Source organism: Bacillus infantis (genome assembly GCF_050107595.1).
Taxonomy (GTDB): domain Bacteria; phylum Bacillota; class Bacilli; order Bacillales; family Cytobacillaceae; genus Bacillus_AB; species Bacillus_AB infantis_C.
Genome location: NZ_JBNILH010000005.1, coordinates 21310 through 43499, shown reverse-complemented (window position 1 = coordinate 43499; position 22190 = coordinate 21310). Strand labels below are relative to the sequence as shown.

Sequence of the window (22190 nt, the reverse complement as noted above, 5' to 3'; positions counted from 1 at the left end):
CTTTGTTTTTATTGATAGATACCGCCAAAGACATGTATACCGTTCTCTTTCAGCGGCGGGTTATAAGTGATTTGCCAAATCGTTTCGCCAAACTCAGAGAAGATGCTTTCGGTTTCCCTGCTGTAAGGTTCACTAAATTCTATCCGGCAGCCTCCTGCCTGGACAATTACAGGTTCACCCTCAGTCATTTGCTTGACTGGGGAGGAGCATCCCAAAAGCTTCGCCCAGGATTCTGCTGTTTCAATCTTATTTTCAGTCAATATCTTAATTGTCTTTACAGCATGTGACTCCTGGCTGGGCAATAAGAGACCTGTATTTCTTAAATCATCAAACCTTTCTTCATCCTCCTGTTCCCACTGGATGAAAAAAGGATATGGCAGGCCGCCTTCCCCTTCCGCAAAAAGCATTTTCCATTCAATCAATTTACCATCTTGCGTAGTTCTTCTTCCTTCATGGATGACTGTATTGATGCCAATGTTGGCGATTTGCTCCTGCAGCTTGCCGATATGCTCGGTCCTGAAGCAGAGCTGTCCGATTCTTTCCCCTCTTTTTACCCCTTTCGTAAGCTGCTGAATCAAGGGATTTTCAGAAAAAGCAGCAATTTCCGGTTCCTCTACTGCCAGGAATTCTATGTATGAAGAATGGAAGTAAATGACACTGTTATAGGTTCCCCAAACCGGATGCCGCCCGCCCATACACGCTTCCAGTCCCTCGTGTTTCAGTTTATCCACTGCTTCAGCAGGATGCCTGTCTAAAAAGTGCACAATATGATCAAGCTTCAGACTCATTTGTCTGGCCTCCTTTTTCTTTTAGCAGCCATTTTGCCGTAAAATCAACAATTTCCCTTTGATCCATCATCAGACAGTCTGCCTGCCCCACTTTCCCTTTCGTGACTGAATGCTCTTTTTCAAAAGCCCGTCCGATTTCAGGGAAGCGGTCTGAATCAACCTCTGCCTCAGTATAAGTCTTCCAAATCCTTTTCCCGTCCTCCATCATGGCAGAACTTTGTTTATAGGTTTTCAGGCCGCCTGCTCTGTACTCTCCCAAATGCATGCTTGTACTGTTGTCGTAACCCACACCAATCAGAAGGACCATGCTGCCGGATTCATACAGCTTTGCCAGCGGAGATTCTTCCCCGAATGGAAGATCGGTTGAATGAATCTTTGTGATTTTCTCTGCCAGGCGGCCGATGGCTGAAAATGAAACGGTCGGATGGGAGCTCCTTCTAGCTTCAGGAAATGTCCTGAAAAGCTCGGCAACCCTTCCCATCCCCCTTGTCGGAGTAGTGCTTGGATCATAAGCTGGCATGCCTGCCCTTATTCCATCCCACCATTCTTCCGGTACAGCAGGATTCTGCCAATATTTTGGGTCACTGTTTCCAAGTGACTGAGCTGGCATGACGATTGTGCCCCGTTCTCCGACGGAGCCAAGCAATGCCTGAATGACTGCCTGTTCTGCACCGCACACCCAGCCGATTGAACTGAGGCTTGAATGTACAATCAAAGTCATCCCTTCAGCCACACCGAGACTTTCAAGATCATTCATGAGCGTCTCTGCTGTTATAAGGCTTGTGCTTCTGCTTACTGCTAGTTCTTCACTCATTGTGCTTTCACTGCTCCCTTTTATTGTATGTCTCTCACAGTCTATTTTACTTTCATGTAATAATAAGCGTCTATATTCCGACAACGTTAAATCTCTATATATACCCTATATTGAAAGAAATAATCGCATGATGATGAAATATGCTGAAAAAAGGTACTTAAGGACCGATTGTAAATATATTTCCCTTATTGCTTTTCAAAACGATCACAATCATTTACAATAAGTTAATAGTAAGAATATTCAATTCTTTTTCTGGGAGGAATGCAAAATGAAAATTATGAGTAATGAACAACTTGTCGTCTCGTATCGTGATGCATTGAAAACTGGTATGGAAAAAGAATGGATCAACATACTTAAAGGTGAAATTCAGCGAAGAGGCCTTAGGCCATTTAAAAACTAACGAAGCACTTTACCCGTTTAGAGCAATCTAAACGGGTTTTTTATTTTACCTCTGCTTTTCTTCCGTTGACTTCAGAATAAAAGTCCCTCCAAAAAATATGGTTCCTGAGTTTACCCGCCGCTTCTCTTCTGCCCGCAGCATCCCTCAATAATCTTTTGATATTCTTCTTCACTGATGATCCCAGCTTTTTTCATTAAAGCTGAATAGCAGTATATCTTCTTCAGAATTCGTCCCACTTTCCTCACTCCTGCTTTTTAAATAGCTTATTCAAGAAGGATAAAATGTTTCCATCGGTAAACATTTTTAGATGAATAAAAAAGCAGAGCCATTTAAGGCTCTGCTTCCTAACTTTTAAGCTTCAAAAAGCAGTGATTCCGGATCTTCGATAAGCTCTTTTACACGCTTCAGGAAGGTAACTGCTTCTTTTCCGTCAACGATGCGGTGGTCATATGATAATGCTATATACATCATTGGGCGGTTTTCCATCTTCTCGGCGTCGATGGCAACCGGGCGCATCTGGATACTGTGCATTCCCAGGATTCCCACCTGCGGGCCATTCAGGATCGGTGTTGACAGCAGTGAACCGAATACTCCGCCATTTGTGATTGTGAATGTTCCACCCTGCAGGTCATTCAAAGAAAGTTTATTGTTTCTTGCTTTATCGGCAAGATCCATGATGTCCCCTTCGATTTCAGCAAAGTTCTTCCGGTCCGCGTCCCGTACGACAGGAACAACCAGTCCTTCTTTTGCCGAAACAGCGATGCCGATATCATAGAATTTCTTGAGTACCAGCTCGTCACCCTGGATCTCAGCATTCAATAAAGGATTCTTCTTAAGGGCAGCAACAACAGCTTTTGTGAAGAATGACATGAAGCCCAGCTTGACGTCATTTTCTTCAAAGAACTTGTCCTTGCGTCGCTTGCGCAGATTCATAACATTGGTCATATCGACTTCATTGAAGGTTGTCAGCATGGCAGCATTCTGCTGAACCTCCACAAGGCGATTGGCAATTGTCTGTCTGCGGCGGGACATGCGGACACGTTCAACAGGCTTGCTGTCCTGTGCCGGCTGTGCAGCAGGTGCCGGTGAAGCAGCTGCTGGCTTTGAGTCTTGCTTAGCAGCCTGCGGATTGTATCCGGAAACATCCTGTGCTCTTACGCGGCCAAGAGGATCGGCTGTCGGTACCTGGCTGAGGTCAATGCCTTTTTCCCTGGCCATTTTGCGGGCTGCAGGAGAAGCGATCGGACGCTGCTTCTTTTCCTGTTCTTCTTCTGTCTGAGGCTTAGCTTCGTTTGTTACAGGCTCTTTAGGGGCAGCTGGCGGCTCAGTCGCCTGCGGAGCTTTTTCAGCTGGTGCTTCTGCAGATTCTCCGCCTTCTGTAGCTTCTGTATCAACCGTCGCAATGGTTTCGCCCACCTGGACAGTATCGCCCTCTTGTGCGCCAAGATCTTTGATGACTCCACTGTATTCGGAAATGATCTCTACATTAACTTTGTCAGTTTCGAGCTCTACCACATAATCCCCTTTATTGACAAAGTCGCCCGGCTGTTTCAGCCACTGTGCCACCGTACCTTCTGTAATTGATTCCGCCAATTCTGGAACTTTAATTTCTGCCACTTTAAAATCCTCCCTCTTCCGTACGTGTTAAGACTTCATTAATAATGCGCGCTTGTTCTTTTTTATGAACGTTCGGGTCGCCTTCCGCCGGGCTTGAACGGCGGCGTCTGCCGGCATAGGAGACTTTTGCACCGGCTGGAGCCAATTCTGACAGGCGCGGCTCGACAAAATTCCAGGCACCCATATTCTTCGGCTCTTCCTGTACCCATACGATTTCCTCAACGTTTGGATATTGATCAAGGATGCTTCTGATTTTCTTCATCGGGAAAGGATAAATCTCTTCAACCCTTAAAATATGAAGCCATTCAAGGCCAGCTGCATCTTCAATATTTTCATGCAGATCGATCATGATTTTTCCTGTTCCAAATACAATTCTCTTCACCTGGTCTTTTGCTTGCCCCAATCCAGGCTGCTCGATGATTGGCTGGAAAGTTCCTTCGCTGAGCTCAAGACCGTTGGAAGCTACATTCGGATTGCGCAGCAGGCTCTTAGGCGACATGAGGACAAGAGGCCTTACTTCTTCCCTGTTCAGGATGGCAGCCTGTCTCCTCAGAATATGGAAATACTGGGCAGATGAAGTCAGGTTGGCAACTGTCCAGTTGTTTTCAGCAGCTAAAGTCAGGAATCTTTCAACCCTGCCGCTGGAGTGCTCTGGCCCCTGGCCTTCATAACCATGAGGAAGAAGCATGACAAGACCGGATTTCTGCCCCCATTTCGCTCTTCCTGCTGAAATGAATTGGTCGAACATGACCTGTGCTGCATTGGAGAAGTCACCGTATTGCGCTTCCCACAGCACTAAAGTTTCAGGAGCAAACACATTGTAGCCGTATTCAAAGCCGACTACAGCCATTTCTGACAGCGGGCTGTTGTGGACTGCAAATGATGCTTTTGAAGATGAAAGCATATGCAATGGCGAATAAGCTTTTCCTGAACTGCTGTCATGAAGGACAACGTTTCTCTGGGCAAACGTGCCGCGTTCAGAATCCTGCCCGGACAGGCGGATTGGCGTACCATCCTTCAGGATGGAGGCGAATGCCAATGTTTCTGCAAGGCCCCAGTCAATTTTTCCGTTTCCTTCGAGTGCTTCAGTCCTGCGCTTCAGGATCTTATCCAGTTTATTGAAGACCTTGAAATCTTCAGGCCATGTCAGCAGCTCTTCATTGATTTGCTTTAATGCCTTCAGGTCGACAGCTGTTGCTAATTCAGGAATGCCTTTTTCCACCGTTTCAGGCGGATTGGTTTCCTCAATTTCCTTTTTCTTATCAGGAACTTTGTTATAGGCTTCTTTGAGCTTATCAAGGACCTCAGCACCCATCCCTTCCAGGCTTTCCCTGGAAAGAGTGCCATTTGCTACTAGCTGTTCACTGTAAAGTGATTTGATGGTTGGGCGCTTATGTATAATATTGTACATAAGCGGATTTGTCGTCATAGGCTCATCCATTTCGTTGTGACCAAAGCGTCGGTAGCCGATCAGATCAATCAGAAAATCTTTATTGAACTTCGCTCTGTATTCACAGGCGAGCTGGGCAGCAGCTACGACAGCTTCTGGATCATCAGCGTTTACATGCAGGATTGGTATTTCATAGCCCTTCGCAAGATCGCTTGCATATCGGGTAGATCTGGAATCCTGGGATTCTGTTGTAAATCCGATTGTATTATTGGCGATGATATGAATGGTTCCGCCAGTCCGGTAACCAGTAAGCTGGCTGAGATTCAATGTTTCCGCCACGGTTCCCTGACCAGGGAATGCCGCGTCGCCATGAATCAGGATTGCCATAGCTGAGCTTGGGTCCTCCTTTGGATAGCCGGATGCACTTCTGTCATCCTGTGCTGCCCTGGTGAAACCTTCAACTACCGCGCCTACAAATTCAAGGTGGCTAGGGTTGTTTGCAAGAGTCAGTCTGGCTTTAGTCGTGTTTTCTTTCTTGATCTGCCTGTCCAGTCCCAGGTGATATTTCACATCGCCTGTCCAGCCGTAGTTAATGCCGATAGAACCTTCGGAAGGTACGAGCTCTTTATTCGGTGCATGCTGGAATTCAGCGAAGATCATTTCATACGGCTTTCCAAGTACATGTGCAAGCACATTCAGGCGGCCGCGGTGCGCCATTCCGATATTGATCGTCTTCGCGCCGTCGACAACAGATTCTGCAACCAGCTCGTCCAATAACGGAACAAGTGTATCAAGCCCTTCGATTGAAAAGCGTTTTTGCCCGACAAATGTACGGTGGAGGAATTTTTCAAACTCTTCAACCTCCATCAGCCTTTTCAGGACACCCAGTTTCTTTTCATTTGAAGGTTCAGCAAGCAGTGTACCTGTTTCCACCTTGCTCCGAAGCCAATTCTTTTCGTTCACATCGTAAACATGATGAAACTCATAAGCTATCGTTTGGGTATATACATTCTTAAGATGCTCTATTGCTTCAAATCCGTTGCGGACATGTGAGGGGGCATCTGAACATATGATCGATGCCGGCACCTGCTCCAGATCATTCCGGGATAATCCATATTGCTCCAGGGCAAGGATGTCTTTCTCCGGCTTATTGTTTTTTAAAGGGTAGATATCAGCCGAGATATGGCCGTATGCCCTGATATTATCCGCGAGCCGGATAGCTGCCAGCGTTTTTTCCAGCTGTCCGGGAGCAGCAGCCTGGACAGGTTTGTCATTTTCATAGGTGTCAATCTGAGTTTGTTCAGGAGATCCCCACTTTTCAAAGTACTCTCTCATTTCAGCGTCTACTGATTGAGGGTCCTCCAGGAATCTTTCATATAATTCAATAACATAGCCAAGGTTTGGTCCATGAAACCCCTGTAAAGGTCCCTCGCCGTTGGATGGCGTTTTCATGAAAATTACCTCCGAGTGTTTTTTTAAGAAAACATTTAGTTTCCGGCATTTTATCCCGTAAATTTTTACCCTAATATATGAAATAGTAACGCAAAATTGTATGAATAATATTTTTATTCAGAGGATAAAACGTTTTCAATGACATTTTACCATGCAAATCCCTATCGTACAAAGGATTTAAACTGAAAATTAGAAGAAAAATGTAATTTTTTTTCATCACCTTAAAATCTATATTAAAAAAATGATTTTTCTATTTTTTTTCGCTCCACAATGAATATAGTAGTGTTATAATAGGAAGATATCTAACTTTAGGGCTGTAAAGGATTAAGGAATTCTTGTGAATAAACAGTGATTATTATTCTAATAGCAAAAAATAAACCCGGGAATGATCCCCGGGTTTATTTTTTACCATATGATTTAATCTAATACGCTGCCTGACCCGGTGTTTCTCTGTGTATTCCCGCGGCCCTGTTCCCAATTATATTCTTTCTATATTAATACCAAGCTGTTTTGTTTTCCTGCTCTTTATACTGTGCAGGCATTCCTGTCTTCTGTCCAGCGGAAAGTCATAAGGCCCCTTTACCAGGACGTCCGCATGCAGGAACGGCATATTGCCTGCCTCTTCAATCAGTTCTCCGCTCTGAATGCAATCATACAATAAGCAGCGATTTTTCATATGTTTTTGCATGGACTCACCTTCACTTTCCTTTTCTTGCTTTTATTTTAAAACAAAAGTACTGAATTTTCACAAAAATAATTTACCATTTTTTCCTTTCTTCCGCATAAATTTCTCCCCGCTGTACAAAAAATATAAAGATACTTTCTAAGGAGGAATGAACATGAACATCGGCCGGGCAAAAGAAATTCTCGGGTCTGCTGATCTAATTAAAGTAAGCTGTGAAGGCGAAGCAGTAATTATCCAGCATGTAGATGAAAAGACAAGGACAGCCCGAATCTACTCCAAGACTAATCCAGAAAAAGAATTGGATGTTTCTGTGCTGAACCTGATTGAGGGATAAAGGCAAATTTTTAAAATATTATGAAAGTTTGTTGACTTTCACTGGTTTAATGTTGTAAAGTATAGAAAATTAAATACCTGTATTTCTTATCAAGAGAGGCAGAGGGTATGGCCCTGTGAAGCCTCAGCAACCTTCAATGGATAACATTGAAAAGGTGCTAATTCCTGCAAGTCCTTCATGGGCTTGAAAGATAAGAAGAATGACAAGTGCTGCATTCAAAAAGTCTTCTTCTTATAGAAGACTTTTTTTATTTTCCATGGAGCATGAAATGCGGAGAAGCATTAAGCAAAAAGGAGTGAAAGCACTGGTGAAAACAGAAACTTTATTGGCGCAGCTTGGCAATCGCAGCGATCAGCATACAGGAACCGTCAACCCTCCGGTTTATTTTTCTACAGCTTACCGTCATGAAGGAATCGGCAAATCCAACGGCTATGATTATGTAAGGACGGGTAATCCCACAAGGGAAATCCTTGAGCAGGCAATTGCCAAACTGGAACAAGCAGATCAAGGTTATGCATGCAGCTCAGGCATGAGCGCCATATCCACCGTTTTATCTCTATTCCGTTCAGGTGATGAGCTGGTGGTGTCAAAAGACCTTTATGGAGGCACCTACAGGCTGCTTGAGCAGGGTTTTGCCAAATGGGGGCTTGTTTCAAAATACGCCGACACCTCTGATATCGATGAGGTAAGCAGGCAGATTACCCCTCAAACGAAAGCGATATTTCTGGAAACGCCAACCAACCCGCTCATGCAGCAGGCCGATATTGAGGCTGTGGCGGCAATTGCCCGCCAGCATGGCATTCTATTGATCGTCGATAATACCTTTTATACGCCGGTCCTTCAGCAGCCAATCAGGCTGGGGGCAGATATCGTTATTCACAGTGCTACAAAATATCTGGGCGGCCATAACGATGTTCTCGCCGGCCTCATCGCCGCACGCGGAGAGGAATTATGCGCCTCCCTTGCCCTTCACCATAATGCGGGAGGAGCAGTATTAAGCCCGTTTGATTCCTGGCTTCTGATGAGAGGAATGAAAACCCTTGCCCTCAGGATGAAAAAGCATGAAAGCAATGCTGGTAAACTGGCTGAATACTTGAGCAGCCATGAATGTGTCGAGGAAGTGCTGTATCCCGGAAAAGGCGGCATGCTCTCCTTCAGGGTCCGTGAAGAAAGATGGGCGGATCTATTCCTGCAGAATCTGAACCTTATTACTTTTGCTGAAAGTCTTGGCGGAACTGAAAGTTTCATTACCTATCCTGCCACACAGACCCACGCAGACATCCCTGAAGAGACCCGGTTAGCCGCCGGAATTTGCGGCAAGCTCTTAAGATTTTCGGTTGGCATTGAGGATCCGGGCGATTTGATGGAAGATCTGGAAAAAGCCTTCAGTGCCTGTTTGGAAGGAGTGAATATAAGATGAAGAAAGACTGCTATCGATTCGAAACAAAGCTATTGCACAATAAACATAAAACAGACCCGTTCACAGGGGCTGTAAGCGTCCCGATTCATCATGCCTCCACTTTCCATCAAAAGGATCTTGAGTCTTTTGGCAAATACGACTACTCCCGGAGCCTCAACCCGACAAGAGAGGCGCTTGAAGATATAATTGCCGGACTTGAGGGCGGGTCTAAAGGGTTTGCCTTCTCTTCCGGGATGGCGGCCATCTCCACTTGCTTTCTTCTTCTGTCACAGGGAGACCATGTCATTATTTCAGAGGACGTATATGGAGGCACCTACAGGATGGTCACCGAGGTCCTCTCGCGCTACGGAATCGATTACACTTTCGCAGATATGACTAATATAGAGGAAATAAAAGAGGCTGCCCTTCCACATACAAAACTATTCTATGTTGAAACACCTTCCAATCCCCTCTTGAAGGTTGCCGATATCAAAAGCATTGCTGAGATTGCCAAGGAAAATGATGCTTATACCTTCGTAGATAATACGTTCATGACCCCACAGCTGCAAAAGCCGCTGGACCTAGGGGCAGATATTGTCCTTCACAGTGCGACGAAATTTATCTCCGGACACAGTGACGTCGTTGCCGGCCTCTGTGCTGTAAAAGATCCAAAGCTGGCTGAGAAAGTGGCCTTTCTGCAGAATTCCTTTGGGGCTGTCCTTGGCGTGCAGGATTGCTGGCTTGTGCTGAGGGGTTTGAAAACCCTTCATGTCAGACTGCAGCAGTCAATGAAAACAGCACAGAAAATTGCTTCTTTCCTTGAGAATCACCCACTTGTGAAAAAAGTGCATTACCCGGGGCTTGAGAGCCATCCTCAGTATAAGCTGCAGAGAGAACAGGCTGCCGGGCCGGGAGCGGTGCTTTCTTTTGAGCTTGAGGACGAAGATGCGCTGCGGAAATTCTCTGAAGCCCTGGAAATCCCGGTTTTTGCAGTAAGCCTGGGGGCCGTCGAGTCCATACTCTCCTGGCCAGCCAGGATGTCCCATGCTTCCATGTCCTCATCCGAAAGAAGCAGACGGGGAATATCTGACTCGCTTCTCCGCCTTTCAGCAGGTCTCGAAAATCCGGATGATTTAATAGATGATTTAAGCAGGGCACTTGCTGCTGTAGAGAGAACATCCGCTTCAGCGAGGGTAAAACTATGAACCTGCTGGATAAAATGGAAAAAGAGATCATCATAGCAGATGGAGCGATGGGCACCCTCCTCTATTCCTATGGTACTGATTTCTGCTTTGAAGAACTCAATGTATCACAGCCCGGCCAAATTCAAAATATCCATCAAGCCTATATAGATGCCGGTGCAACTCTGATTCAGACAAACACATATGCAGCCAATTATCTCAAGCTGCAGCGCTACGGACTTGAGGACCATGTAAAAGAGATAAACAGTGCCGCTGTCGCGGTTGCGAGGAAGGCTGCGGGAAAAAGTGCATTTGTTGCGGGAACGATTGGCGGCAGCCGCGGGATTAAACCTCACTCCATATCTATAGAAGAGATAAAAAGAAGCTTCAGGGAGCAGCTCTACTGCCTGCTGATGGAAGGGGTAGATGCGATCCTTCTTGAGACGTATTACGATCTCAAGGAACTGGAAACAGTCCTTTCGATCGCTAGAAAAGAAACAGCCCTCCCTCTCATTGCGCAGGTGTCACTGCAGGAAACAGGAATCCTGCAGGATCATACACCCATAAGGGAAGCATTGTCCAGGCTGGAAGCGCTCGGGGCGGATATCGTGGGACTCAATTGCCGGCTTGGCCCCCATCATATGCTGCTGACGCTTGAGGAGGTGCCCCTCCCGCAGAAGGCATATCTGTCCGCATATCCGAATGCCAGCCTGCCTGCATACACGGATGGAAAATTCCATTACGAGGGAGATGCAGACTATTTCAGGCAATCTGCCAAAGCTTTCAGGAACCAGGGAGTCCGGCTGCTTGGAGGCTGCTGCGGCACCACTCCTGCTCACATCCGTGCATTTTCGGAGGAATTAAAAGGATCACCTCCTATCGGGAAAAAGGAGGTTAGGGAACCAAAGGCTGATATTCAAGTCTTGCCTAAAGAGGCAAAAAGAGATCTCCCCCCTCTCCAAAATCTTGTGAAGGAAAAACAATCGGTCATCGTGGAATTAGATCCGCCAAGGAAATTGGATACAGACAATTTTTTTGCGGGTGCCAAGGCACTGCAAGCCGCAGGAATAGATGCCATTACACTTGCTGATAATTCTCTTGCATCACCCAGGATCTCAAATGAATCACTCGGCTATCTGGCAAAGACCCGGCTGGGGCTTCGGCCGCTCATTCATCTTACATGCCGGGACAGGAATATCATTGGGCTGCAGTCTCATTTAATGGGCCTTCATACTTTGGGGCTGCATGATATTCTTGCCATTACTGGAGATCCTGCAAGGGTCGGTGATTTTCCCGGCGCCTCCTCCGTCTATGATATGTCCTCCTTCGAGCTTATCCAGATGATCAAGCAGCTGAATGAAGGCCGCTCGATTTCAGGCAAGGATCTTGGACAAAAGGCTGCATTCTCTGTTGCTGCTGCTTTTAACCCAAATGTCCGCTCTCTCGAGAAGGCAGTTCAGAGGCTTGAAAAAAAGGCGGCTTACGGAGCGGATTATTTTATTACCCAGCCTGTATTTTCGGAAGAGAAACTGCTGGAAATATATGATGCTGCCAAACATCTGGAACAGCCGATTTATATAGGCCTGATGCCTCTGACAAGCAGCAGGAATGCCGATTTCCTTCATAATGAAGTGCCGGGCATCAAGATATCCGACAAAATCAGGAAACGTATGAATAGCCTGAAAGATGACCCCATCCAGTCTGTAAGAGAAGGGATCAGCATAAGCAAAGAACTGATTGATGCAGCTGCAGAGCTGTTTAACGGCATCTATTTAATCACCCCGTTCATGAAGTATGAACTGACAGCGGAACTTGCCAAATATGCCCGCAGCGTGGAGCTGAAAACAGCCAGGAGGAACAGAAATGCAAAAAATATCTCTATCTGAAAGAATGAATCACAAAATTTTGATCATGGATGGCGCCATGGGAACGATGCTGCAGAGAGCTGATCTTTCTGCTGAAGATTTTGGCGGTGAACAGTTTGACGGCTGCAATGAATACCTGAATCTTACAGCACCGGGGTTGATTCAGGAAATCCATCTCGCCTATCTTAAAGCTGGTGCCGATATAATTGAAACCAATACTTTCGGTGCCACGAGCATAGTACTTGATGAGTACAGCATAGGAGATAAAGCCTATGAAATAAACAGAACAGCTTCCTTGATTGCAAGAAGAGCGGCTGATCAGATCAGTACTCCTTCCTGGCCGCGTTTTGTTGCCGGATCTATGGGTCCGACTACAAAAACACTTAGTGTGACAGGGGGAACAACATTTGAAGAGCTGGCATTGTCCTATGAGGAGCAAGCCTGCGGATTAATTGATGGCAAAGCAGACCTGCTCCTTCTAGAGACCAGCCAGGATATGCTCAATGTAAAAGCAGGATACATCGGGATTCAAAATGCCTTCAAAAAAACCGGCATCACTCTCCCCCTTATTGTTTCAGGCACAATCGAACCCATGGGGACGACACTTGCGGGCCAGTCAATTGAAGCTTTCTATATTTCTCTCGAGCATATGAAACCGCTGGCTGTCGGCCTTAATTGCGCTACAGGCCCAGAATTCATGCAGGAGCATATCAGGTCTTTATCTTCCCTTGCTGATGCTGCTGTCAGCTGCTATCCAAACGCCGGGCTGCCTGATGAAGAAGGACGCTACCATGAAACACCGGAATCGCTCGCAGAGAAGCTTGCAGGGTTTGCATCCCAAGGCTGGCTGAACATCGTAGGCGGGTGCTGCGGAACTACACCGGAGCATATCAAGGCGATTGCAGATAAAATGGAACATTTTGAACCGCGAAAGCTCTCTGCAGCATCTGTCCATAAAGTATCAGGCATTGAGCCGCTTATCTATGATGACCCAACCCTCCGGCCCATCATGGTCGGCGAGCGGACAAACGTCATAGGATCCAGGAAGTTCAAAAGATTGATTGCCGAGGGCAAGTTTGAAGAAGCTTCAGAAGTCGCGAGGGCGCAGGTCAAGAACGGCGCCCATGTTATTGATATATGCCTTGCTGACCCGGATCGCGATGAACTGGAAGACATGGAAAACTTCATCAGAGAAGTAACTAAAAAAGTAAAGGCTCCAATTGTGATAGATTCTACGGATGAGAAAGTTATAGAAAAAGCTCTTATATACCTGCAGGGTAAATCTGTGATTAATTCTATAAATCTGGAGGATGGCGAAGAAAGGTTTGAGGCTATTGCCCCTCTCATAAGCCTGTACGGAGCAGCAGTGGTAGTCGGAACCATAGATGAGAAAGGCATGGGAGTGAGTGCAGACAGAAAGCTTGAAATCGCTTCCCGCTCCTACAGCCTTCTTGTTGAGAAATACGGGATTCCTCCAGAGGACATCATATTTGATCCGCTAGTCTTCCCGGTCGGGACCGGTGATGAACAATACATCGGCTCAGCAAGAGCTACTGTTGAGGGTATCCGGCTGATAAAAGAACGCTTTCCAAAGACACAGACGATTCTTGGCATCAGCAATGTTTCTTTTGGCCTGCCTCCTGTAGGAAGGGAAATTCTTAATTCCGTGTTCCTCTACCACTGTACCCAGGCAGGGCTGGACTATGCAATCGTGAATACAGAAAAGCTTGAGCGCTTTGCCAGTATAGCCAGGGAGGAAACAGCTTTGGCAGAAGAGCTGTTATTTGAAACCACAGATGAAACGCTGGCACAGTTCACAGAATTCTACAGGGGGAGGAAAAAGGAAGAAAAAAGTCTCCTCCCTGATATGAGCCTGGCTGAGCGCCTTGCCTATTATATTATAGAAGGAACTAAAGAAGGCCTGCTGGATGACCTTAAGGGAGCCTTACTCGAGTACAATTCCCCTCTTGAAATTATCAATGGTCCCCTGATGGATGGGATGAAAGAGGTCGGCCGCCTGTTCAACGACAACCAGCTGATCGTCGCCGAAGTGCTTCAGAGTGCAGAAGTAATGAAAGCTTCTGTTTCCTATCTTGAGCCTTTTATGGAAAAAGGAAGTTCCTCAGGCAAAGGGAAGATCATTCTTGCCACTGTAAAAGGAGATGTCCATGATATCGGCAAAAATCTTGTTGATATCATTCTCAGCAATAACGGCTACCAGGTAATCGACTTAGGCATTAAAGTATCGCCTTCTGAGCTTGTAAAAGCAGTAAAAAAGGAAAAGCCTGATATGGTCGGACTTTCCGGCCTGCTTGTTAAATCCGCCCAGCAGATGGTCATCACTGCTTCTGATATGAAACAGGCAGGCATAGATATCCCTATTCTCGTCGGAGGTGCGGCACTATCAAGGAAATTTACGGATACAAAGATTTCAAGGGAATATAACGGCCTTGTCATGTATGCCAAAGATGCAATGAATGGATTATCAATCGCCGATCAGCTCCGGCACGAACCGGAATACAACAGGCTCCTTGCCGAGCAAGTGGCGAAGCGGTCCCTTCCCCTCCCCGCTGCCTTAACAGAAAGAAAAGCAGGAGCTCTAGCTGCAGTTAAGGTGCGGCCCGCTGTCAGGTCTGATGTACCGGTTTATGTTCCGCAGGATTTGGAGCGGCATGTCCTGAAATCCTATACTCTTGGGCATATAGAGCCTTATATCAACCGGCAGATGCTCTTGGGGCATCATTTGGGGCTTAAGGGCAATATCAGCCGTCTCATTGAGTCAGGTGATGAGAAGGCATTGAAATTGAAGGATACAGTAGATTCCCTTATCGTTCAGGCAAAAACGGAGGGCTGGATCATGCCGGGAGCTGTGTATCAATTTTTTCCGGCTCAATCTGACGGTAACAAGGTCATCATTTACGATAAAAATGATCACAGAAGGATATTGGAGACATTCGATTTTCCACGCCAGCAGACTGAACCATTTTTGTGTCTTGCCGATTATCTGAAGCCTGCTGATGGGGGGGAAATGGATTATGTGGCCTTTTTCTCTGTTACAGCCGGCAATGCTGTCAGGGAGACTGCTGTAAATCTTAAAGAGGATGGCCGCTTCCTTGAAAACCATGCCCTTCAGGCTTTGGCGCTTGAGACGGCAGAAGGCTTTGCAGAACTTGTCCACAGGCAGATACGTGACCGCTGGGGCTTCCCGGATCCAGTAGACTTTACTATGAAAGAGAGATTTTCAGCAAAATATCAGGGACAGCGCTTTTCATTCGGCTATCCCGCCTGCCCGGAGCTTGAAGATCAGCGCAAGCTTTTTGATTTGATCAGGCCGGAGGAAATTGGCATAGAACTGACGGAAGGATTCATGATGGAGCCGGAAGCTTCGGTTTCAGCCATGGTTTTTGCCCATCCGGAAGCACGGTATTTTAATGTCTTGAAAAACTGATGCAACGGCCTGCCAATGACGGCAGGCTTTTATGTTATACAGGAATTTATAATTTGTATGTCCCGTGAAAAATTTTCATGCTTGATCAATATCCAGCCGCTGCCATCGTTTAATTTAATAAATATCAATGGGCGGGTGTATTTTTTACAAAAAAAGTAAATTATAAGATGATTTCTCCTATTGAGGTGCAGAAGATGAACATTACATTATCCATTATCCTGGCTGTTTGCGCCGGCTATTTGAAAGCATGGAAAAACTGGCGTGCCTATCACCCTACGATGCTTTATACCTCTGTGTTGGTGCTTTTGTACAATTTTATCTGCAAGGATCATCTATTATGGAAGCACAAAAGCATTCCATTAGAATCGCATTTTGCAGGAGAGCTGCTTCATGCATTCGCCATACTACCAGCAATTACGGTATTATACCTGTCATTCTACCCGGAAAAGGGCGGCAGACTCCGGTATATAATACTTTGGAGCGTTCTTTCTTTTGCGGCAGAATTCCCTTTTGCTGCAACAGGGATGATTGTTTTTGAGAATGGCTATCAATATTGGATGGAGCTTCTCTTTTACCCGGTGATGTACATAATGATCAGGCTGCATCATATGAGGCCCTTATTGACTTACGGCCTTTCAGGTGTGATCATCCTTTTGCTGGTCTGGCTTTTTAAAGTGCCGGTTGAGCTTGCCTTTTAAATCAAGCACCTATCTTGTACAATAGTCAGTATACTTGTTTGTTTCTGACTACTTAGAGAAAGCTGGTGCAAATATGCCTTATCGTTCATATGCTGCAGGCGACAGCTGCATCATCCTTGAATTCGGAAGCAGCATCGACCCGGAAAGCAATCAAAAAGTCCGGAAAGCGGCTTCCCTTTTATCAAAAAAACCTTTCAGGGGCATGATTGAATGCGTCCCTGCCTTTCATACATTGGCTGTTCATTATGACCCCTATGCCATCGGCACTTTTTCTCCCTTTGAGACAGCCTCTTCTTTAATTGATGAAAAGCTCGGAGAAGAAATACAATTGGATGGCGTCTCACCGCGGCTTTTGGAAATCCCTGTCTGCTATGAAGGAGCACATGCCCCGGATCTGGCTTTTGTAGCCCGTTCAAATCGATTGTCTGAAAAAGAAGTTATAGAGATGCATAGTAAACGAGACTACGAGATTTACTTTCTTGGCTTCTCTCCCGGCTTCCCTTTCCTTGGCGGGATGGATCTGCGCATAGCGGCTCCGCGCAAAACTTCCCCAAGATTGAAGATTCCCTCTGGCTCGGTGGGCATCGCTGGCAGGCAGACAGGGATATACCCAAACGAGACTCCTGGAGGCTGGCAGATTATCGGAAGGACACCGATAAAGTTATTCGATCCAAAAAGGGAAGAACCCAGCTTGCTTAAGCCCGGGGACCGTCTGCGTTTTTTTCCGATTGAAGAAGCAGAATTCCAGTCAGGGGGCAGCAGCCTATGGGAATAAAAATACTTAAGCCGGGACTAATGACGACGATCCAGGATGCAGGCAGAAAAGGATTCCAAAATATCGGGGTATCGCCATCTGGTGCAATGGATCTTTTCTCTTATACACTTGCCAATCTGGCAGCAGGCAATTTCAATGATGAAGCAGTTCTTGAAATTACGTTGATTGGACCCAGGCTGCTCTTCGAAAAGGATAGCATCTTCAGCTTATTTGGCGCAGAAACAGAAGCAAAGCTGAACGGCATCAATATCCATTCAGGCAAGCCGATCACTGCAAAAAAAGGAGATGTTCTTTCTTTTGGCAGAATGAAGGCGGGATGCCGTACATATGTGGCCTTCCATGGCGGCATTTTGGTGCCCCCTCTGATGGGAAGCAGGAGCACATATCTGAAAGCAGGATTTGGCGGCCTGGAGGGCAGAACATTAGAAAAAAACGATGTCCTTCCTATCAGACAATCCACCGGCCGATTCAGCAGAAGCTGGAGCCTCTCCCCCTCACTCACATCTTATCTTCAGCATGATAAGATCAGGGTGATGCCCGGCAGGCAGTCTGACTGGTTTTCTCCTGATGCTATTAAGCAGTTTTCAGAGCAGGAATTTACTATTTCAGCAGATTCTGACAGGATGGGATACAGGCTGAAGGGCCCTTCGCTCACAAAAGCAAGGGAAATTGAAATGATTACAGAACCAGTATCATCCGGGACAGTCCAGGTGCCTGCTGACGGCAACCCCATCATCCTGATGGCTGAGAGGCAGACAACAGGCGGATACCCGAAAATCGCCCAGGTCCTGTCCGCAGACATTCCAATCCTTGCACAGAAAAAACCGGGAGATAAGATCAGGTTTGCTGCTGCCTCCTTGGATGAAGCACAAACTGCTTATAAGAATCATGCAAAAACAATAGCATACATGACAAAAATAGTGAAAGAAAAATGGGAGAAAGAGGTGCGCATAAATGAAGAAAATTGATTTGAACTGTGATCTCGGTGAAAGCTTTGGAAGCTTCAAGATTGGATCCGATGAGGAAATCATGGCTTATATCACATCTGCTAATATTGCCTGCGGCTTCCATGCAGGAGATCCAGGGACAATGCGCAGAACAGTCAAGCTTGCCCTTCAGCATGGGACGGCCATAGGTGCGCACCCGGGTTTGCCTGACCTCCAGGGATTTGGCCGAAGAAAAATGGATATTGATCCTGAAGAGGCCTTCGATCTGGTGTTATATCAAATCGGCGCACTGTCTGCTTTTGTTAAAGCGGAAGGCGGCAGGCTCAGCCATGTAAAACCTCATGGGGCGCTTTATAATATGTGTGCGGGTGATAAACGGCTTGCAGAGGCGGTGGCAAAGGCTGTTCAGAGTGTGGACGATGAACTCGTCCTTTTTGGGCTTCATAACAGCGAGAGCACCAGGGCAGCGGAAAGGATCGGAATCAGAGCTGCGCATGAGGTGTTTGCGGACAGAAGATATGAGGATGACGGAACGCTTGTTTCAAGATCAAGCAGCGATGCCCTGATCACTACTGCAGAAGAAGCAGTCGGTCAGGTGCTGAAAATGGTCCTGGAAAATAAAGCTGTCAGCCGGAATGGAAATGAGATTGAAATCAAAGCAGATACCATATGCCTCCATGGTGATGGTCTCCATTCGCTGGAGTTTGCGGCAGCGCTTCATGCCGCCCTGAAGGACAGAGGTATTGAGGCTGCTTCTTACAGATAAAAAAAGGGGGGTGTCTCCCCCCTCTTACCTTTCAGCCTTCTGCTCTTCCCTGGACCTTTCTTCTTCTTCATCTACAAGAATATAAGCGATCTGCTCTTCCATTACATGATGGAGTGCATCAAGCTCTTCCTCGCTCATCAGCTTCTTTTCATCCTTCATATTTCTTCCTCCTTTTAGATAGGCATATAACAGGATGCAGCCCCTTTGTACTTTCTCCTTATTTTTCCCTGGTTAAACTTAAGCTGGAACACAACTATTCATATTCTTCCAGAGAAGCGGGCTCTGTATGATAAAAAAAGTCCCTTTTTTCCTCCCTCGTATGCAATATGAGGTTTTCTTCCCTCCTTCACGTGCTATGTAGTAAGTAAGCTCGAACACGTGATTCAGCAGAGAGTCAGTAAAACAATTCGGGGAAGTGTTATGATGCAAAGCGTCTATAAATGCAAAAATTTTACTAAGACCGGAAAAGTCCTGCTGCCAAGTCCCTGGAGGAAAAAATTCGACCTTCTCCCCGGCAGGCTTGCCGATCTGGAGTTCGAAGATGAAGACAAGAAAATTTTAATCAGAAAAGCAGATCCCAGAAGTACTGAAAACAAAAGGGTTGTTTCTGATAATGGGTCCATCCATATTCCAATGGAGCTGAGAAATCTGCTGGACCTGAAGGATCAGGAGGAATATTGCCTTTTCATTGATGAAAAGGCCAAGCAGTTCATTTTGCAAATCATGCCGGAAAAGACAGGCTAGCGTCCCTGCTGCACAAAGAATAATTTACTGCTAGTACTCATTTTTCTGGCTCTCCGTCATCCCGATGGAGCTGCTTTTCTTTTTTCCACTGCTTTCCTGGATAACGTGTTCCTGCCGGCAGCAACCTAAGGTCAGGAGGTGGAAGCATGGATCCCATTAAGCCGGGAAGTGAAAAAATGCCTGATTTCAGGGAGCTGGATGACAGGCTCATTGCACAGCATTCTTCAGAGCCTTTCCTCGTCATCAAAACCAATTTGGATCCTGAGAACTCAACAATAGAAAACCCATATTACAAAAATGAAAAACTGACAGACCGGATTAGCTTTGAGAGTTATTTTGATGAAGAACAGCAGTAAGAAAAGCCCTGGATGCCCAGGGCTTTTCTGCTGTTATCAGCGTAAAAAGCCTGTCAGTAATATTCATAGCCGCAGCTGCCATGGTCCCCATACAGCATAGAGATCATTTTTTCTGAATCTTCTTCTGAAACCTGTCTGTAATCATGGGCAAATGCCTTGAAAGTGTCACAGAACCCTACATTATTTTCGCCGACACTTTCAGCCCAGCTGGCAAAATTACGGTAATCCTCCAGCGGGTCATAAGATTCAAATTCGGCCACTTTATCATTGGAGCCCAATGTAGTCACTTCAATCCCTTTATATGAATTGGGATCATGGTCCTCATACTTCACGCATGCATAGAAAATCATGATATACAGCCCCTTTTTTCTCTAGTTTGGGCGGGGCAGAAGATTTTATGCACACAAAAAAGTCCTGTCAGCTGTTCCCTTCGACATATTTGCCATGGTCCGGTACGGCTAATTCGCCAAAATGATCCGCAAGCCTCTGCAAGCCCTCTGCCAATCCTGGGCCTGACATCGGACGGCCATGCCCTGTTCCAGCCGCCGAAGGGTTCAATGCAGCCAGCTTTAAGACAGATTTTTCTGCGGCTTTCCAGTCCGTAGTCAAGTAACGGGGCGGCCCGTTCACCTCTTCTTCCTGGACAAGGACTTTATAAAGTGAATCCTGCCTTACCGTCACAAAAGCATCTCCGGCAATAAGCAGGCTGTCTGCCTCCCTGAACAGGGAAACATGGCCCGGAGAATGTCCGGGTGTGTGGATCCATCTCCATCCCGGCAATGCAGGAACAGACCCATCAGAAGGAAGCGGATGGATATATTCACTTATATCGATCCCTTCATGCGGGAACAGCGGCGACATCTTGGCAATCATCCCGCCCTCGACACTGGCGTCAGGCTTAGGATAATCCTTCTTCCCTGTTAAATATGGGAGCTCGAGCTCATGTGCGTAAACTGGCACTTTCCATGTTTCAAGCAGTCCGATTATCCCTCCAATATGATCGAAATGCCCATGAGTCAAGATGATTGCTTTTGGTGCAGCTCCTTCACCGAAGAGAGCTTCAGCTGCTTCAATAATTTTTCCTGCCGATTTAGGCATGCCTGCATCAATCAGCACCCAATCATTGGAATCGTTATTTACCTCAGCAAAAAAGACATTGACAATTTGAATCGGCAGGCAATGGACGTCAGGGGTGATATCTTTCATATCTCCGCTTGCTGCTGAAGCAACCGGGAGAAAACGGTTGGTTGATGAACTCTCTTTCATGCAATCAGCTCCTCTGCTATTCTGCCTATCTTTACCCTTCTTGAGCTTAAATAGTCGCTCTCATGTTCTGTTTCATCCGAAAAAAAAGCATCCATCCGGGATGCTTTTGCCAGCCGCTTAAATGGCCTTGCCTGCAGCTATGCGGTATTGCCTGATGAAATCCTCAGGACTGATATAGACTTTATAGGGATAAAGACCGTGGTTTGTATGCAAGTACAAAAAGCCGAAGGAAGACTGTTCCCGGTAGGAGACATCATAGATATCAGCCAGCCTGAATTCGCGGTCTTCTGCGACGACCCGGTCGTCATATAGGTGGAGGTGGCATTCGGTTTCAATCACTTTTTGTTCATTCCACTCCACTTTTCTGCTGAATATACGATAAGGATGCGAACAGCGGTGTGCCAAATCAGTCAGTTTCCCCCTTTATTTTATATAGAGACAGGATTGCCAGGATCTCTGTTATGTATCATGTTAATTGAAGCTGCCCCGCTATTTCAACTAAAATGGGACCCGGCTTATTGCCGGGCCATGCCAGGCTAACGCCTGCTCTTGCTTTTTCGGTAGACCAGAAAGGCAACCACAATCGCAGCAATAATAATAAGCGGCAAGAATGAAAGCACAGTCTGCCAAAACGGATTTGTAGAGTCCATAAGAAAATCCCTCCCTGTCCTTTTTATAGGTTTTACCCTATCCTCATAAGAAAATTCCATTCCCGCCAAAACTTAATGATTGTGATTTTAAATAAATAGGATTATGATTTTCACTATAACTAAAACGTTCTGCTGGGGAGGCGATGAGTTTGGGGCAGAGAAACTGAAAATCGGAGAGATTGCAAAAAGGGCGAATGTAACGAAGCGTACGGTAGATTATTACACACAAATCGGCCTTATCAAAGCAAGGCGTTCTGCTTCCAATTACCGCTACTATGATGCAGAAGCTCTTGATACCCTTAAATATATCGAACAGTGCAAAAGGAACAGCTTTTCACTGGAAGAAATAAAGAACAGACTAAAGGAAAAAGAATCAGATCTTACCGATTATGAAACACTTAAAGTAAAGATATCCGGTTTGGATAAGGAGCTTTCCGAGCTGCTCCAAAATCTGGAGGATAAAGGACTGAAGAAGGAAGCTCTTAAAAAGCATCTTTCTGCTGAAAGCATATCCCTCATGCAGACCATTCTCCTTTTATTGATGTAGCCCTCCTGCCGGAACTTACAGCAGACTTTTTTACTCATCCAGGAGGTGTAAGCCTTACTCTGTAAGGC

Annotated in this window: 23 protein-coding genes and 1 riboswitch; of the genes, 13 read left to right on the top strand and 10 right to left on the bottom strand. The window is 46.1% G+C overall.

Going from position 1 to position 22190, the window contains the following annotated elements; all coding sequences use genetic code 11:
• Nucleotides 1–8: 8 nt before the first annotated feature.
• Together ACQCVH_RS11830 and ACQCVH_RS11825 are read right to left on the bottom strand one after the other, a co-directional pair.
• Nucleotides 9–788 carry a VOC family protein gene (locus tag ACQCVH_RS11830; protein WP_426835883.1) on the bottom strand — a complete coding sequence of 260 codons (780 nt, stop codon included), beginning with the start codon at nt 786–788 and terminating at the stop codon, nt 9–11.
• Nucleotides 772–1602, bottom strand: a complete 831-nt coding sequence (locus tag ACQCVH_RS11825) for an AAC(3) family N-acetyltransferase (RefSeq protein WP_426835882.1) — start codon at nt 1600–1602, stop codon at nt 772–774. The genes ACQCVH_RS11830 and ACQCVH_RS11825 overlap by 17 nt, the downstream gene beginning before the upstream one ends.
• A 268-nt stretch (nt 1603–1870) precedes the next feature.
• Here ACQCVH_RS11825 and sda point away from each other — a divergent pair, with 268 nt between their 5' ends.
• Nucleotides 1871–2002 (top strand): sporulation histidine kinase inhibitor Sda, encoded by a 132-nt coding sequence (sda, locus tag ACQCVH_RS11820; RefSeq protein ID WP_022543868.1) that lies wholly within the window; start codon nt 1871–1873, stop codon nt 2000–2002.
• A gap of 110 nt (nt 2003–2112) precedes the next feature.
• Here the strand turns inward: sda and ACQCVH_RS11815 are convergent, their stop codons facing one another.
• The 4 genes from ACQCVH_RS11815 to ACQCVH_RS11800 form a co-directional block, all read right to left on the bottom strand.
• Complete coding sequence (locus tag ACQCVH_RS11815) at nt 2113–2238, bottom strand: hypothetical protein (RefSeq protein ID WP_426835881.1); 126 nt, start codon at nt 2236–2238, stop codon at nt 2113–2115.
• A 115-nt stretch (nt 2239–2353) separates the two neighbouring features.
• Nucleotides 2354–3619: a 2-oxoglutarate dehydrogenase complex dihydrolipoyllysine-residue succinyltransferase gene (gene odhB, locus ACQCVH_RS11810; RefSeq protein WP_426835880.1), complete on the bottom strand. Its 1266-nt coding sequence runs from the start codon at nt 3617–3619 to the stop codon at nt 2354–2356.
• 1 nt (nt 3620) lies between these two features.
• Nucleotides 3621–6461, bottom strand: a complete 2841-nt coding sequence (sucA, locus tag ACQCVH_RS11805; protein ID WP_426835879.1) for a 2-oxoglutarate dehydrogenase E1 component — start codon at nt 6459–6461, stop codon at nt 3621–3623.
• Nucleotides 6462–6939: 478 nt separating this feature from the next.
• Entirely contained in the window at nt 6940–7149 is a 210-nt protein-coding gene (locus ACQCVH_RS11800; protein ID WP_426835878.1) for a hypothetical protein, read from the bottom strand.
• A 151-nt stretch (nt 7150–7300) separates the two neighbouring features.
• On the opposite strand from ACQCVH_RS11800, the gene ACQCVH_RS11795 reads away from it, so the two are divergent.
• The 9 genes from ACQCVH_RS11795 (at nt 7301) to ACQCVH_RS11755 (ending at nt 18559) form a co-directional block, all read left to right on the top strand.
• Nucleotides 7301–7480, top strand: coding sequence for an H-type small acid-soluble spore protein (locus tag ACQCVH_RS11795; RefSeq protein WP_426835877.1), 180 nt, complete (start codon nt 7301–7303; stop codon nt 7478–7480).
• 83 nt (nt 7481–7563) lie between these two features.
• Nucleotides 7564–7677, top strand: a riboswitch (SAM riboswitch).
• A gap of 71 nt (nt 7678–7748) precedes the next feature.
• The gene (locus tag ACQCVH_RS11790; RefSeq protein WP_426835876.1) at nt 7749–8900 is read left to right on the top strand and encodes a methionine biosynthesis PLP-dependent protein; all 1152 of its coding nucleotides are present in this window, start codon (nt 7749–7751) and stop codon (nt 8898–8900) included.
• Nucleotides 8897–10084, top strand: coding sequence for a cystathionine beta-lyase (metC, locus tag ACQCVH_RS11785; RefSeq protein WP_426835875.1), 1188 nt, complete (start codon nt 8897–8899; stop codon nt 10082–10084). Before ACQCVH_RS11790 ends, metC begins: the two co-directional genes overlap by 4 nt.
• Nucleotides 10081–11946, top strand: coding sequence for a bifunctional homocysteine S-methyltransferase/methylenetetrahydrofolate reductase (locus tag ACQCVH_RS11780; RefSeq protein ID WP_426835874.1), 1866 nt, complete (start codon nt 10081–10083; stop codon nt 11944–11946). Before metC ends, ACQCVH_RS11780 begins: the two co-directional genes overlap by 4 nt.
• Nucleotides 11924–15373, top strand: coding sequence for a methionine synthase (metH, locus tag ACQCVH_RS11775; protein ID WP_426835873.1), 3450 nt, complete (start codon nt 11924–11926; stop codon nt 15371–15373). Before ACQCVH_RS11780 ends, metH begins: the two co-directional genes overlap by 23 nt.
• 194 nt (nt 15374–15567) lie before the next feature.
• Complete coding sequence (locus ACQCVH_RS11770) at nt 15568–16071, top strand: CBO0543 family protein (RefSeq protein ID WP_426835872.1); 504 nt, start codon at nt 15568–15570, stop codon at nt 16069–16071.
• Nucleotides 16072–16144: 73 nt separating this feature from the next.
• Nucleotides 16145–16846, top strand: a complete 702-nt coding sequence (gene pxpB, locus ACQCVH_RS11765; RefSeq protein WP_426835871.1) for a 5-oxoprolinase subunit PxpB — start codon at nt 16145–16147, stop codon at nt 16844–16846.
• Entirely contained in the window at nt 16837–17814 is a 978-nt protein-coding gene (locus ACQCVH_RS11760; RefSeq protein ID WP_426835870.1) for a 5-oxoprolinase subunit C family protein, read from the top strand. The genes pxpB and ACQCVH_RS11760 overlap by 10 nt, the downstream gene beginning before the upstream one ends.
• Nucleotides 17801–18559, top strand: coding sequence for a LamB/YcsF family protein (locus ACQCVH_RS11755; RefSeq protein ID WP_426835869.1), 759 nt, complete (start codon nt 17801–17803; stop codon nt 18557–18559). Before ACQCVH_RS11760 ends, ACQCVH_RS11755 begins: the two co-directional genes overlap by 14 nt.
• Nucleotides 18560–18583: 24 nt before the next feature.
• On the opposite strand, the gene ACQCVH_RS11750 is transcribed toward ACQCVH_RS11755, so the two are convergent.
• Nucleotides 18584–18718: a hypothetical protein gene (locus ACQCVH_RS11750; RefSeq protein ID WP_257991015.1), complete on the bottom strand. Its 135-nt coding sequence runs from the start codon at nt 18716–18718 to the stop codon at nt 18584–18586.
• A gap of 261 nt (nt 18719–18979) precedes the next feature.
• Between ACQCVH_RS11750 and ACQCVH_RS11745 the strand changes: the two genes are divergently transcribed.
• On the top strand, nt 18980–19303 hold the full coding sequence (locus ACQCVH_RS11745) for a hypothetical protein (protein WP_426835868.1): 324 nt from the start codon (nt 18980–18982) through the stop codon (nt 19301–19303).
• A 146-nt stretch (nt 19304–19449) separates the two neighbouring features.
• On the top strand, nt 19450–19659 hold the full coding sequence (locus ACQCVH_RS11740; RefSeq protein WP_426835867.1) for a hypothetical protein: 210 nt from the start codon (nt 19450–19452) through the stop codon (nt 19657–19659).
• A gap of 53 nt (nt 19660–19712) precedes the next feature.
• Here the strand turns inward: ACQCVH_RS11740 and ACQCVH_RS11735 are convergent, their stop codons facing one another.
• The 3 genes from ACQCVH_RS11735 to ACQCVH_RS11725 form a co-directional block, all read right to left on the bottom strand.
• Nucleotides 19713–20009, bottom strand: coding sequence for a hypothetical protein (locus ACQCVH_RS11735; RefSeq protein WP_426835866.1), 297 nt, complete (start codon nt 20007–20009; stop codon nt 19713–19715).
• A 67-nt stretch (nt 20010–20076) separates the two neighbouring features.
• A complete protein-coding gene (locus ACQCVH_RS11730) occupies nt 20077–20925 on the bottom strand; it encodes an MBL fold metallo-hydrolase (protein WP_426835865.1) in 849 nt (282 codons plus the stop codon).
• A gap of 117 nt (nt 20926–21042) precedes the next feature.
• Nucleotides 21043–21330, bottom strand: a complete 288-nt coding sequence (locus ACQCVH_RS11725; RefSeq protein ID WP_426835864.1) for a hypothetical protein — start codon at nt 21328–21330, stop codon at nt 21043–21045.
• Between the two features lie 348 nt (nt 21331–21678).
• On the opposite strand from ACQCVH_RS11725, the gene ACQCVH_RS11720 reads away from it, so the two are divergent.
• Nucleotides 21679–22122: a MerR family transcriptional regulator gene (locus ACQCVH_RS11720; protein WP_426835863.1), complete on the top strand. Its 444-nt coding sequence runs from the start codon at nt 21679–21681 to the stop codon at nt 22120–22122.
• Nucleotides 22123–22190 lie beyond the last annotated feature (68 nt).